14 protein-coding genes and 2 tRNA genes are annotated in these 12,354 nt (G+C 64.8%); 7 read left to right on the plus strand and 9 right to left on the minus strand.

Annotated elements, in window-relative coordinates; translation table 11 throughout:
• Positions 1–53: 53 nt before the first annotated feature.
• The 4 genes from FYJ24_RS11645 (at position 54) to FYJ24_RS11660 (ending at position 983) form a co-directional block, all read left to right on the plus strand.
• Positions 54–127, plus strand: a tRNA-Ile gene (locus tag FYJ24_RS11645).
• Between the two features lie 66 nt (positions 128–193).
• Entirely contained in the window at positions 194–394 is a 201-nt protein-coding gene (locus FYJ24_RS11650; protein ID WP_206192695.1) for a DLW-39 family protein, read from the plus strand.
• A gap of 9 nt (positions 395–403) precedes the next feature.
• Positions 404–476, plus strand: a tRNA-Ala gene (locus tag FYJ24_RS11655).
• Between the two features lie 150 nt (positions 477–626).
• Entirely contained in the window at positions 627–983 is a 357-nt protein-coding gene (locus FYJ24_RS11660; protein ID WP_154546570.1) for a transposase family protein, read from the plus strand.
• A 32-nt stretch (positions 984–1,015) separates the two neighbouring features.
• On the opposite strand, the gene FYJ24_RS11665 is transcribed toward FYJ24_RS11660, so the two are convergent.
• The 8 genes from FYJ24_RS11665 to FYJ24_RS11700 are packed head-to-tail and all read right to left on the minus strand — an operon-like array spanning position 1,016 to position 9,332.
• Positions 1,016–1,372, minus strand: coding sequence for a hypothetical protein (locus FYJ24_RS11665; RefSeq protein ID WP_154546572.1), 357 nt, complete (start codon positions 1,370–1,372; stop codon positions 1,016–1,018).
• Between the two features lie 54 nt (positions 1,373–1,426).
• A complete protein-coding gene (locus FYJ24_RS11670; RefSeq protein ID WP_154546593.1) occupies positions 1,427–2,119 on the minus strand; it encodes a response regulator in 693 nt (230 codons plus the stop codon).
• The gene (locus FYJ24_RS11675) at positions 2,116–4,611 is read right to left on the minus strand and encodes an ATP-binding protein (protein WP_154546595.1); all 2,496 of its coding nucleotides are present in this window, start codon (positions 4,609–4,611) and stop codon (positions 2,116–2,118) included. The genes FYJ24_RS11670 and FYJ24_RS11675 overlap by 4 nt, the downstream gene beginning before the upstream one ends.
• A gap of 2 nt (positions 4,612–4,613) precedes the next feature.
• Positions 4,614–5,228: a potassium-transporting ATPase subunit KdpC gene (kdpC, locus tag FYJ24_RS11680; RefSeq protein ID WP_154546597.1), complete on the minus strand. Its 615-nt coding sequence runs from the start codon at positions 5,226–5,228 to the stop codon at positions 4,614–4,616.
• 26 nt (positions 5,229–5,254) lie between these two features.
• Positions 5,255–7,402: a potassium-transporting ATPase subunit KdpB gene (kdpB, locus tag FYJ24_RS11685; protein ID WP_154546599.1), complete on the minus strand. Its 2,148-nt coding sequence runs from the start codon at positions 7,400–7,402 to the stop codon at positions 5,255–5,257.
• A 3-nt stretch (positions 7,403–7,405) separates the two neighbouring features.
• Positions 7,406–9,079 carry a potassium-transporting ATPase subunit KdpA gene (gene kdpA, locus FYJ24_RS11690; protein WP_154546601.1) on the minus strand — a complete coding sequence of 558 codons (1,674 nt, stop codon included), beginning with the start codon at positions 9,077–9,079 and terminating at the stop codon, positions 7,406–7,408.
• The gene (locus FYJ24_RS11695) at positions 9,079–9,168 is read right to left on the minus strand and encodes a potassium-transporting ATPase subunit F (RefSeq protein WP_206192696.1); all 90 of its coding nucleotides are present in this window, start codon (positions 9,166–9,168) and stop codon (positions 9,079–9,081) included. The genes kdpA and FYJ24_RS11695 overlap by 1 nt, the downstream gene beginning before the upstream one ends.
• On the minus strand, positions 9,165–9,332 hold the full coding sequence (locus FYJ24_RS11700) for a hypothetical protein (RefSeq protein ID WP_154546603.1): 168 nt from the start codon (positions 9,330–9,332) through the stop codon (positions 9,165–9,167). The genes FYJ24_RS11695 and FYJ24_RS11700 overlap by 4 nt, the downstream gene beginning before the upstream one ends.
• A gap of 350 nt (positions 9,333–9,682) precedes the next feature.
• On the opposite strand from FYJ24_RS11700, the gene FYJ24_RS11705 reads away from it, so the two are divergent.
• The gene (locus tag FYJ24_RS11705) at positions 9,683–10,006 is read left to right on the plus strand and encodes a hypothetical protein (protein WP_206192697.1); all 324 of its coding nucleotides are present in this window, start codon (positions 9,683–9,685) and stop codon (positions 10,004–10,006) included.
• A 177-nt stretch (positions 10,007–10,183) separates the two neighbouring features.
• Positions 10,184–10,681: a hypothetical protein gene (locus tag FYJ24_RS11710; protein ID WP_154546605.1), complete on the plus strand. Its 498-nt coding sequence runs from the start codon at positions 10,184–10,186 to the stop codon at positions 10,679–10,681.
• Between the two features lie 70 nt (positions 10,682–10,751).
• On the opposite strand, the gene FYJ24_RS11715 is transcribed toward FYJ24_RS11710, so the two are convergent.
• Complete coding sequence (locus FYJ24_RS11715; RefSeq protein ID WP_206192698.1) at positions 10,752–11,231, minus strand: DUF6611 family protein; 480 nt, start codon at positions 11,229–11,231, stop codon at positions 10,752–10,754.
• Between the two features lie 240 nt (positions 11,232–11,471).
• Here FYJ24_RS11715 and FYJ24_RS11720 point away from each other — a divergent pair.
• Positions 11,472–12,354: IS256 family transposase (locus FYJ24_RS11720; RefSeq protein WP_225872151.1), on the plus strand; the 883-nt coding region annotated here is incomplete at its 3' end.

Raw genomic sequence — 12,354 nt, forward strand, 5'->3', positions numbered from 1 at the left:
ATTCTCTGTTTTGGTGCAGATACCTCCAGTCAGGTAGGCTAAATCCGCACCCCGGGCCTATAGCTCAGTTGGTTAGAGCGCAGTCCTGATAAGACTGAGGTCGCTGGTTCGAGCCCAGCTAGGCCCACTGCCCACATGCGGTATCGTATCGCTTGTGGCAGATTGTCCGTGTGAGAAGAATGTAGGAGGCGCCGTGAAGAAGCTTTTGACCATCGCCCTTGTCGGAGCTGCTGTTGCTGGCGTAGCCCTCATTGTGCGTCGTGCGGCGCAAGACATGCGGGAATCGGAAGAACTCTGGGCGCAGATCACCGATGAGGTGGATGCTCAGATTGCTGAGGCAGAAGCTGCGGCTGCTGCTAAGGTTGAAGAGGCTGCTGAGGCAGTCTCCGAATAACTCCATAACGGGGCTGTAGCTCACCTGGTAGAGCGCCGCCTTTGCAAGGCGGAGGTAAGGGGTTCGAGTCCCCTCAGCTCCACAAATACCCTGGTTGAAGTGCGAATATGTGAGATGTGGTTGAAACTGCACCGACAATTGCACCGACATGTTAAAGTTTTCTTATGAGAAGGCGACCTAATGGGGCTCTTCGGACTTTGGTGGGGTGTGAAGGTGTTTCATACTTTTAGGTGTGAAACGAAAAGATAATAGAAACACCTTCACTGTGTCTGATCCTACGTTGATTCTTCAGGCTTTGGTGAGTTTGAAAGATACTCGTGTTCTGGAGTATCGACGTGATCGGGCGGTCCAGTATCTGCGGGTTTGGCAGATAGTGAAAGACCCACTGTGTCCTGGTTGTGGGGGCCGGGCGTGGGTCAAGGACCGCGTTGAAGTCTCTTATATTGATCTGCCGGTCTACGGCAAACCCATGCGACTGGTGTGGCGTAAGCATCGTTTCTGGTGTCCGCGCCTGGACTGCCAGAAAAAATCGTGGGTGGGAACAGATCCTATGACGCTTGCCAGAACCCTAACGGCTACCTCACGTTGAACAGTTTGTGTGCAGCTTGCGCCGAGGTAAGGTCACCAGACCATCGGGAGGAGAGATGCGAGGAATCCTACTGCTGCTGTGCTGAGCATGGTGATTGCGAGGGTGCGGCAGAGACGTTCCGGGGGGCGTTTGTGCAGGTGGAGTCGGTCGGGCCGGCGTTCGGGAACGTATCCGGTGACGGTGGTCGAATCGTGGTTGCGAAGATCATCGCGGGATGTGAGGGGGCGGGTATAGGTGCGTTCCTTCACGTTCCATATCGCGATCCGCTGCTGATCGAGGTCCTCGACGACGGTGACGTTCGTTGGGGTGCGAGGACCGTCGATGGCGGTGATGATGAGCGCTGCGACCAGGAAGGGGATGCCGATGATTGCGCCGATCCAGGACAGCATTTCGCCGATGATGCCGATGGTGTCGAGAATGCTCATCTCTGGGGGTGCTGAGCGTCAGGTGGTCATGCCGTCGAGCCGGTAGCCCATGCCGGGTTCGGTGAGCAGGTGGACGGGGTTGGCCGGGTCTTCTTCGAGTTTGCGGCGGAGTTGGGAGACGTAGAGGCGAAGGTAGCCGGTGTCTTCGGCGTGCTCGGTGCCCCAGATGGTGGTGAGGATGGTTTGGCGGGTGACGAGTTTCCCGGCGTTGCGGATGAGGATGTCGATGAGCTGCCACTCGGTGGGGGTCAGCCGGATTTGACGTTCCCCTTCGGGGGTGTCGCGGGTGACGCTGTGGGCGGCGAGGTCGATGGTGACGCGGCCGAGGTGCACCACGGGCGTGGCGTCTTCTTGGGGAACACGTCGGGTCAGGGCGCGGATGCGAGCGAGGAGTTCTTCGACGGCGAAGGGTTTGGTGATGTAGTCGTCGGCGCCGGCATCGAGGGCTTCGACCTTATCGGCGGCGCCGGCGCGGCCGGACACGACGAGGATAGGCGCCTGGGACCAGCCGCGGATTCCATGGATGACTTCGATGCCATCGAGTTCAGGCATGCCCAGGTCGATCAGGAAGATGTCCGGGTGGTGGTCGATGGCAGCAGCGATCGCCTGGGCACCGTCAGCTGCGGTGAAGATCTCATACCCTTTGGCCGTGAGGGTGATGCGCAGGGCGCGAAGGATCTGGGGGTCGTCGTCGGCGATGAGGATTTTCATGATGGCTCCTTGCTCGTGCGGATCGTAGGGAGGGAGATGACCATGGTGAGTCCGCCACCAGGGGTGTCTTCGGGGGTGAGGGTGCCGTGCATGGCTTCGATGAAACCGCGCGAGAGGGCAAGGCCCAGGCCCAGGCCGGTGGTGTTGTCGGTGTCGCCGAGGCGTTGGAAGGGCAGGAAGATGTCGTCCAGTTTCTCAGGCGGGATGCCGGGGCCGTGGTCGATGATGCGGATTTCGAGCCGGTCTGCGAAGGTGCTGGTGCTGACCTGGATGGGGGTGCCGGCCGGGCTGTAGCGGTGCGCATTGGTGAGGAGGTTGACGAGCACGCGTTGGAGCAGGACAGGGTCGGCGTGCGCGACCGCGTCACCGTGATTGAGCGCGAGGGTGACGTCGGTGGGGCCGAGGTGGAGTTCGTCGAGGGCGGGCGCGATGGTCTCGGCGGGATCGGTCGGGATCTCCGCGATGGTGAGCACGCCCGCCTGAAGCCTGCTGACGTCGAGGAGGTCGGTGACCAGGGTTGCGAGTGCCCCGAGGCTCTCCTCGGCGGTGTCGAGCAGTTCCCTCTTCTGCGCGGACGCCAGGTCGGGTCCTGCCGCTTTGAGCCCACCGACCGCAGCGGAGGCAGCCGCGAGCGGGCGACGCAGATCGTGGCTGAGCGCCGAGAGGAGCGCGCCGCGCACTCGGTCGGATGCGGCGATCGGCTCGATCTGTTTCGCCGTCTGGGTGAGGTGCTCGTGTTCGAGGGTCGCGGCGAGTTGCGCGGTGACGACGGCGAGGAGGCGTTGCTCGGACGCGGCAAGGTCCGGGCCGTGCAGTTCCAGGGTGGTGTCGTCGGTGATCCGGATGCTGGCGTGATGGTTGTCGGGCAGCGGTTCCCCGGACCGGGCGAGGACGTCTTCGCCGCGCATGAGCCGCACGCCGGGGAGTTGGAAGGCTTCGCGGGTGCGGTCGATGAGTGCTTGGATCGCGTTGTCTCCGCGCAGGACGCTGCCGGCGATTGTCTGGATGAGTTCGGATTCGGCGGCGGAGCGTCTGGCGGCTCGGGTGTTGCGGGCGGCCCGGTCAACGACGAAGCTCACCAGGCTCGCGATGAGGACGCACAGGACCAGGGACAGTAGATGGTGCGGCTGGTGGATGTCGATCGTGTACAGCGGTTCGATGAACAGGAAATCGAGCGTGATGCCTGACAGGACGGCGGCGAACAGGGCTGGCCAGATGCCGCCGACGAGCGCGACGATGACGATGAGGAGCTGGTAGCTGAGGACGTCGGTGGTGATCGAGTCTTCGCTGCGGAACAGGCTCAGAAGACCGGTGAGCGCGGGCCCGCCCAGGAGTGCGACGACGAAGCCGAGGATGCGTCGTTTGCGGGTGAGCGCTCCGGTGAGTGGGGGCAGGGTGAAGCGTTTGCCGGCGGCGGCGTGGTTGACCATGTGCACGTCGATGTCGCCGGATTCACGGACGACGGTCGCGCCGATCCCGGGTCCGGTGAACGCGGCGGTGACGCGTCCGCGGCGGCTGGCGCCGAGAACGAGCTGGGTGGCGTTGACCGAGCGGGCGAACTCCACCAGCGCGGTGGGGATGTCTTCCCCGATGACCTGATGGTAGGTGCCGTTGAGTTTTTCGACGAGCGCACGCTGCTCGGCAAGGGTCGCCGGGTTCCCGGTGCGGAGTCCGTCTTGACTGGTGATGTGCACGGCGATGAGCTCGCCGCCGGCGGAGCGGGCCGCGATCCGCGCGCCGCGGCGCAGCAGCGTCTCGCCTTCGGGGCCGCCGGTGAGGGCGACGACGACGCGTTCGCGGGCTTCCCAGGTGCTGTCGATGCCGTGGTCTTTGCGGTATCCCTTCAGCGCCTGATCGACTTCGTCTGCGAGCCAGATGAGGGCGAGTTCGCGTAGCGCGGTGAGGTTCCCGAGGCGGAAGTAGTTGGACAGGGCTGCGTCGATGCGTTCGGCCGGGTACACGAATCCGCCGCTGAGCCGGTCGCGGAGCGCTTGCGGTGCGAGGTCGACGACCTCGATCTGTTCCGCGCCGCGGAGGAAGCTGTCGGGGACGGTCTCTCGCTGGGGGACGCCGGTGATCTGTTCGACGACGTCGTTGAGGGATTCGATGTGCTGGATGTTGAGGGTGGAGATGACGTCGATGCCTGCGACGAGGAGTTCTTCGACGTCTTGCCAGCGTTTGTCGTTCTTCGAGCCGGGCGCGTTGGTGTGCGCGAGCTCGTCGACGAGCGCGATCTCGGGGCGGCGGTCCAGCACCGCCTGCAGGTCCATCTCCTCGAGCGTGACCCCGCGATATTCGATGCGTGTGCGCGGGACGGCTGGGATTCCCGCGGTCATCGCCGCCGTCGCGGCGCGGCCGTGGGTTTCCACGATCCCGACGACGACATCTTTCCCGTTCCCGAGGAGGCGTCGCCCTTCTTCCAGCATGGTGAAGGTCTTGCCGACGCCGGGGGCAGCGCCGAGCAACACCCGAAGCTGCCCCCGTTTCGGCATGATCAGTCCTCCAACTCGTCCAGGGCGAGGTTCAGTTCCAGAACGTTCACCCTCGATTCTCCCAAATACCCGAAATCTGGGCCCTGGGTGTGTGCCGCGACGAGTTCCCGTACCTGCTCGGCGGGGATCCCGCGTGCGTCGGCGACCCGGTCGATCTGGATCCTAGCGTAGGCGGGGCTGATGTGCGGGTCCAGTCCCGACGAGGACGCGGTGACCGCATCCACGGGGACTTCGGCCTCGGTGACGCCGTTTAACTCCGCAACCTGGGCTTTGAGTTCGGTGATCGCGGCGATCAGGTCCTCGTTCTCCGGCCCGTAGTTCGACCCAGAGGAGTCGCCGCCGTCGTACCCGTCGCCGGCGGCGGAGGGCCGCGGCTGGAAGTACTCCGGCAGCGGGTTGCCGTCCGCGTCGGTGAAGGACTGGCCGATCAGCGACGACCCGACTGGGTCGCCGTCCTGGTTGGTGATGATCGACCCGTTGGCTTGGGCGGGCAGGGCGACCTGCCCGATGCCGGTGATCAGCAGGGTGTAGCCGACACCGAGGGCGAGGGTCAGGAGCGCCATGGCGCGGATGGCGACCCAGATGGTGCGCCCGATTCCACGAGCTTGTGTGGTCATGATGTGCTCTTCTTTCCGAAGGTGTGTCAGAAGCCGGGGATGAGGCGGACGAGCAGGTCGATCAGCCAGATCCCGACGAACGGGGTGATTACGCCGCCCAGCCCGTAGATGGCGAGGTTGCGGCCGAGGATGCTGGACGCGTTCCCGGGCCGGTACTTCACTCCGCGCAAGGCGAGCGGGATGAGGAACACGATCACGATCGCGTTGAAGATGATCGCCGACAGCACCGCCGAGGCCGGCGAGTGCAGGCCCATGATGTTCAACGCGGCGAGCTGCGGGAACACGCCCATGAACATGGCGGGGATGATCGCGAAGTACTTCGCGATGTCGTTCGCGATCGAGAACGTCGTCAACGCTCCCCGGGTGATCAGCAGCTGCTTCCCGATCTGCACCACGTCGATGAGCTTGGACGGGTCGGAATCGAGGTCGACCATGTTCCCCGCCTCTTTCGCCGCCGACGTGCCGGAGTTCATCGCGACCCCGACATCGGCCTGCGCGAGCGCGGGTGCGTCGTTGGTGCCGTCACCGGTCATCGCGACCATATTCCCGCCCTCCTGCTCCTTGCGGATGTAGGCGAGCTTGTCCTCCGGGGTGGCTTCGGCGAGGAAATCGTCCACACCGGCTTCCTTCGCGATGGCGGCCGCGGTGAGCGGGTTGTCGCCGGTGATCATCACCGTGCGGATGCCCATCGCCCGCATCTCGGCGAACTTCGCCGGCAGCCCCTCCTTGACGACGTCCTTGAGGTGCACGACCCCGAGCAGGTGCCCCGCACCGGTCGCGTCCTTGGTTGCGACGACGAGCGGGGTGCCTCCGGACTGGGAGATGCGCTCGACGTACTCGTCGAGTTCCGCGACCAGCGACGACGGCAACCGTTCACCGCCCTCTTCCAGCCAGGCCATCACGGCAGAGCCGGCGCCCTTACGGATCCGGGTACCATCGGGCAGGTCCAGGCCCGACATGCGCGTCTGCGCCGTGAACGGGACGATCTCCCCGGTCGTGTTCCGGTCGAACTCTCCGTGCTCCTGCTCGGCGAGCTCCATGATCGACACGCCCTCCGGGGTCGGGTCAGCCAGCGACGACAGCGCGGCGGCCCGGACCAGCTCCTGCTCCCGCACCCCACCCAGGCGGACGAACGCGCTGGCGCGCCGGTTGCCGTAGGTGATGGTGCCGGTCTTGTCCAGCAGCAGCGTCGTCACATCGCCCGCGGCTTCGACCGCGCGCCCGGACATGGCCAGCACGTTGCGCTGCACGAGCCGGTCCATCCCGGCGATACCGATCGCCGACAACAGCGCCCCAATCGTCGTCGGGATCAGGCACACCAGCAGCGCGACCAACACGGTGACGCTCACGGGGGCGGCCGCGTAGGACGCGATCGGGTTCAGGGTGAGCGCGACGACGACGAAGATGATCGACAGGGACGCGAGCAGGATGTTCAACGCGATCTCGTTCGGCGTCTTCTGCCGTGCCGCGCCCTCGACGAGAGAGATCATCCGGTCCACGAACGTCTCACCCGGCTTGGAGGTGATGCGCACCACGATCCGGTCCGACAGCACCCGGGTGCCGCCGGTGACTGCGGAACGGTCGCCGCCGGACTCGCGGACCACCGGGGCGGATTCGCCCGTGATGGCCGACTCGTCTACCGACGCGATGCCCCACACGATGTCCCCGTCGCCGGGGATCAGCTCGCCCGCGGTCACAACCACCACATCGCCCACCGTGAGGTCGGAGGATGACACCTGCGTGATCGCGGCCCGCTCCGCAGCAGCGTCGGCCTTCGCGTCGTAGCTGCTAACGCGGTTGGCCATGGTGCTGGTGCGGGTCTTGCGGAGCGTTTCCGCCTGTGCTTTGCCGCGACCTTCGGCGACGGACTCGGCGAGGTTCGCGAACAGCACGGTCAGCCACAGCCACACCGCGATCGCCCAGGTGAACGACCACGGCACGACCGTGCCGCCGGAATCGGCGGGTCCGCCGATGAACGGCTCCGTGACGGCGAGGACCGTGGTGAGCGCGGCGCCGACCCAGACGAGGAACATGACGGGGTTGCGCCACTGCTCTTTGGGGTTGAGTTTGCGGAACGCGCCGGGCAGGGCTGTCCGGACCTGTTCCCAGGTGAACCCGCCCTTCCGGGTGGGGGTGCCCGCCGTTTTCGGGCGGGGTTCGGTGATGGTGGACATTGTTTACATCAGCCCTTCTGCTAGCGGACCTAGCGCGAGAACGGGGAAGAAGGCCAGTGCGGTCACCAGGATCGTGACCACGGTCAGCAGCCCGATGAACATCGGACGGTACGTGGGGAGGGTGCCGGAGGTGGTCGGAACCTTGTCCTGAGCGGCTAGAGAGCCCGCCAGGGCGAGGACGAACACGATCGGCACGAACCGTCCCAGCAAGATCGCGAGCCCCAGTGTGGTGTTCAGCCACGGCGTGTTCGCGGTGAGACCGGCGAACGCGGAACCGTTGTTGTTCGCTGCGGACGTGAACGCGTACAGCACCTCGGACACGCCGTGGATGCCGGAGTTCCAGATCGACGTGTTCTCCACCTCTTCCCGGATACCGGGGATCGCGAAGCTCAGCGCCGTTCCGGCCAGCACCAGGGTGGGCATGACGAGGATGTAGAGCGCGGCGAGCTTGATCTCGCGCGGGCCGATCTTCTTGCCCAGGTACTCCGGCGTGCGTCCGATCAGCAGACCCGAGATGAACACGGCGATGACCGCGAGGACCAGGATCGCGTAGAGCCCGGAGCCGACGCCACCAGGGGTGACTTCACCGAGCATCATGTTCAGCATTGGCATCATCCCGCCCAGCGCGGTGTACGAGTCGTGCATCGAGTTCACCGCGCCGGTGGAGGTGCCGGTGCTGGTGGTGGCGAACAGGGTCGATCCGATGATCCCGAACCGCTGCTCCTTGCCTTCCATCGCGCCGCCGGCAAGGCCGGGGGCGGTGCCCATGCCGGCCGATTCCAGGGCGGTGAGGATGCTGAACGACGCCACGTACAGGATCGCCATCACGGAGACGATCGCGTAACCCTGACGGTTATCACCCACCATCCGCCCGAAGGTGCGGGGCAGGGAGAATGGGATGACGAGCATCAGCAGCACCTGGAACACGTTCGTCCACGCGGTGGGGTTCTCGAACGGGTGAGACGAGTTCGCGTTGAAGAACCCGCCGCCGTTGGTACCGAGCAGCTTGATGACCTCCTGCGACGCCGTCGGCCCGCCGGGGATCGTCTGTGTGGCGCCGGTGATCGTGGTGACGGTGGTGAGCCCGTTGAAGTTCTGGATCACTCCGCCGATCATCAGCACGATCGCACCGACCACGGCGATCGGCAGCAGAATGCGCAACGTGCCGCGGATCAGGTCGACCCAGAAGTTCCCGATCGTGCCTGAGCGCCGGTAGGCGAAACCGCGCACCAGAGCGATCGCGACCGCGATACCGACTGCGGCGGACACGAAGTTCTGCACCGCGAGACCGGCGGACTGGACGGTGTAGCCGACGGTGAGCTCCGGCGAGTACGACTGCCAGTTCGTGTTGCCGACGAACGATGCCGCGGTGTTGAACGACAGATCCTCCGAGGGAGCCGTCAGGCCCAGCGAGTACGGCAGCCACTGTTGGAGGCGTTGCAGGCCGTAGACGATCAGCAGGCCGATCGCGGAGAACGCGAGCACGCTGCGCAGGTAGGCCTGCCAGGTCTGCTCGGTCTTGGAATCGACGCCGATGATCTTGTAGATCCCGCGTTCGACTTTCCAGTCCTTGCGGGACGTGTAGACCCAGGCCATGTAGTCACCGAACGGGCGGTACAGGATGCCCAGGATGATGGCGACGGTGGCGAGGGCGAGAAGCGCGTACACCCAGGTCATCAGAAGCGCTCCGGTTTCACGAGAGCGAACACGAGATACACGATCGCCGCGACCCCGAGACCGGCGGCGAGAAATTCAAAGACGATCACAGCTTCTCCACCGCCTTCCCCAGCAGCCCGATGACGACGAACAAGGCGATCACGCCGAGCGCGTAGACGATGTCAAGCACAACAATCTCCATTCGGATAACAAGCGACAGCAGGACCACTAGCCGCGCAACCCGAAACAGCGGGTGCAACTCACGATTAAACACCCGCCCACACCCCCGAAAGAAGCGTCCTAACAGAACCCATACGAGGATCGGGCGGACTCTAACGGGCCGCTAACACCACAGGCCCGCAGAGCGCGCCGACGGCACGGACGCGAGTGGCCGCGCCCTCTGCGTGGTGCTGTTAGCGGCAGGCCGAGAAGGCGCATGAGTTCCGTGAGGGGCTGTTCCCTGCCCGGTGGTTGCCGCGTAGAAGTGGAGGCATGACCCTCACCGCCATCCTCCCCACCCTCAGACGCAGCATCCCTGACCCTCTCCAACCCCGACGTTGGCTCGAGCACACCGTCCCCACGGTTTCGGATGTCGTGATCGGCGGAGTGTCCCTGAGGCGACTGGTGGACATCGCCGGCACCCCGGCACTACTCACCGGGGACCTGCCGCACCCGAAACCGGCCCAGGCGCACGCCCAGGGGATCGGCAACGACGTCACCGTCCTGGTCTTCCAGGTCACCCTCCGTGTCGACACCGACACCGATAAACGCGTCGCCCTCACTGACTGCGGATTCGACCGGGTGGCCCCCTACTGGGACGAGTGCCGGCTCATCGGCCGCACGTCGACGGCGAAGAACACCACCATCGAACTCATCCCCGGCGAAATCGGGTCTGCGCCGTGGCCGTACCCGATCGTCACCCTTCCCGCAGACCTGCGCCCCCGGTGACCTCCTCGCCGTCCCCTGCGAAGGCACGATCGCACTCGGGCAGATCACCAGCCACCCCACCCGCATCCAGCCGGGCAGTGACGACGAGGAGTGGCAAGGCAGGTGCCTCAAATAATGGACACCATCCGACACGCCACCCGCTCGTCCCCGGCAGGCCCGCAGTCTGGGAAGGCTCGTTTGCTCCTCTACGGCGACTCGCTCGGCAGCCTCGCCTATCTTGCCATGCCCGTTCCTTACGATCACGACGCACTCGACGACCGGAGGGCGCGAACCATGATCGTGGGTATCCGCGTGCCCGACACGAACCACCCTCGGCAAGCGCTCCGGAGTCAGCTCCGGGCAGCGCATGACATCCTCACGAAGCCGCTGCGCACGCACCCCCTGGTGCGGCACATCTTCTACATCGTCGAAGTCCCGTCTGACTCACCGACCCCTGACCGCGCCGTCAACGCATTGTCCGCAGCGATCTGCGCACACCACGCTGAGATCGAAATGCGCCACGGCCGCGACATCTGCATCACCGGAATCGTCACCACCCCTCACACCGACCCCGCAGCACTCGCCGAGCGCGTACACCAAAGGATCACCACCACACCCTTCGAGAGCTACTACGCGACCTCCTGGGACCAAATCGCACACAGATCCATTGCCGCCGCCGCAGAAGCACTTCTCTAGCGTCGCCGAATCCCTACCCGTGGGCTCATCGATGGTCACGGGCGCCAGCTCCCAGCGCGAATCCGCGTGCTTACTTATCTCGCGCGGGAGACAGTGCATGCGTCTCCTCGTAGACGGCCATCCACACGCGGTCGTACACGCTTCGCGTGATCCTCCCGTGACGAAGATCCTCTGTTGCGCGCTCCATCAGCAACGACAGCGTCGTGATCATCTCTTCACGATCCTCATCATCACGACGAGGCCAGAACACGAATCGGCTCGACCACGCCATTGCCACCCGTCCACGAAGCGGACGTGCCTTCCACCAAAGGAACACTCCGGCCGACACCCCCACCAGCACGATCCCGACCGCCGACGCTTCAGGAGACGCGCCAACCGCGATAAGCACAAGCCACAGCAGCAGACCCATGCTCAGGGCCGCCGGCACGAAAGCACTCGCCAACCGTGCCCAGAACCGTTCACGCTCCGACGACACGGGCGAATAAACGATGAGCCGGGACGTTCCTACCCCGTGACGCGCAACAGCGTGATAAACGGCTCCCCAGCGCATGGGTCGCGGCAACCGGGAACCGCTGGGCTGTGGCGACCGGCCAGCTGTGGGACTTACGAGAGACATGCACTAATGCTTGTCCGCTTATGAGATCATCGCGAGAGAGCCATACGGAGCCCATGCAACAAACCCGCAGATCACCACCACCTGCTAACGCATTTCCAACACCCACGCACTCCACATTTCGGGAGTGTCAGGAAAACGGTGGATCTGGGACTGGCCTGACCGAAAGGAAGGGCAATGAGTCAGGCTATCGAGATGATCGATCCTGTGACGGGAGAGATCATCGATCAGCAACAGATCGCCGAGCAGCTGCTTGCGCAGGCGAAGGAACAGGGCGTCAGCCTCGTCGGGCCGGGAGGCCTGCTCGGCGGGTTGACGAAGACGGTGCTCGAGACTGCGCTCGAGGCGGAAATGACCGAGCACCTCGGCTACGAGAAGCACACGGTCAGCGAGAGCGAGAACGCCCGTAACGGGACCCGGTCCAAGACGGTGCTGACCGAGATCGGCGCCGTCGAGATCGACGTCCCCAGGGACCGTGACGGGTCGTTCCAGCCCAAGATCGTCCTCTCGCTCACCGCCCGGGGGCTGACCACGGGTGAGGTCGCCGCGCACTTCGACGACGTCTATGGTGCCAGTGTCAGCAAGGACACGATCTCGAAGATCACCGACAAGGTCATCGAGGAGATGACCGAGTGGCAGAACCGTCCGCTGGATCGGGTGTACCCCGTCGTGTTCATCGACGCGATCGTGGTGAAGGTCCGGGACGGGCAGGTCCGCAACAAGCCGTTCTACGTCGCCATCGGCGTCACCACGACCGGGGAACGCGACATCCTCGGGATCTGGGCCGGCGACGGCGGCGAGGGCGCGAAGTTCTGGCTCGGCGTGCTCGCAGAGATCAAGAACCGCGGCATCGAGGACGTCTGCATCGTGGTCTGTGACGGACTCAAGGGGCTGCCCGAGTCGATCAACACGACGTGGGAGTTCGCGACGGTGCAGACCTTATCTATGCACAATGGGGGTGACCAGGGTTCCTGGTTAGCCACCTGCGCCGTGGTGGGTAGGACCTATGCAGACGTGTTACTTGAGAGGTCCTCATGCAGACCCGTCCGCTCATCACGGG

The sequence above is a fragment of the Scrofimicrobium canadense genome (assembly GCF_009696615.1).
Lineage (GTDB): Bacteria > Actinomycetota > Actinomycetes > Actinomycetales > Actinomycetaceae > Scrofimicrobium > Scrofimicrobium canadense.

What these genes read in the sequence shown, in the direction of transcription:
- kdpB (WP_154546599.1), bottom strand. Translation starts at nt 7,402, where the DNA reads ATGTCCACCATCACCGAACCCCGCCCGAAAACGGCGGGCACCCCCACC.
- kdpC (WP_154546597.1), bottom strand. Translation starts at nt 5,228, where the DNA reads ATGACCACACAAGCTCGTGGAATCGGGCGCACCATCTGGGTCGCCATC.
- FYJ24_RS11675 (WP_154546595.1), bottom strand. Translation starts at nt 4,611, where the DNA reads ATGCCGAAACGGGGGCAGCTTCGGGTGTTGCTCGGCGCTGCCCCCGGC.
- FYJ24_RS11715 (WP_206192698.1), bottom strand. Translation starts at nt 11,231, where the DNA reads ATGCGCTGGGGAGCCGTTTATCACGCTGTTGCGCGTCACGGGGTAGGA.
- FYJ24_RS11665 (WP_154546572.1), bottom strand. Translation starts at nt 1,372, where the DNA reads ATGCTGTCCTGGATCGGCGCAATCATCGGCATCCCCTTCCTGGTCGCA.
- FYJ24_RS11670 (WP_154546593.1), bottom strand. Translation starts at nt 2,119, where the DNA reads ATGAAAATCCTCATCGCCGACGACGACCCCCAGATCCTTCGCGCCCTG.
- kdpA (WP_154546601.1), bottom strand. Translation starts at nt 9,079, where the DNA reads ATGACCTGGGTGTACGCGCTTCTCGCCCTCGCCACCGTCGCCATCATC.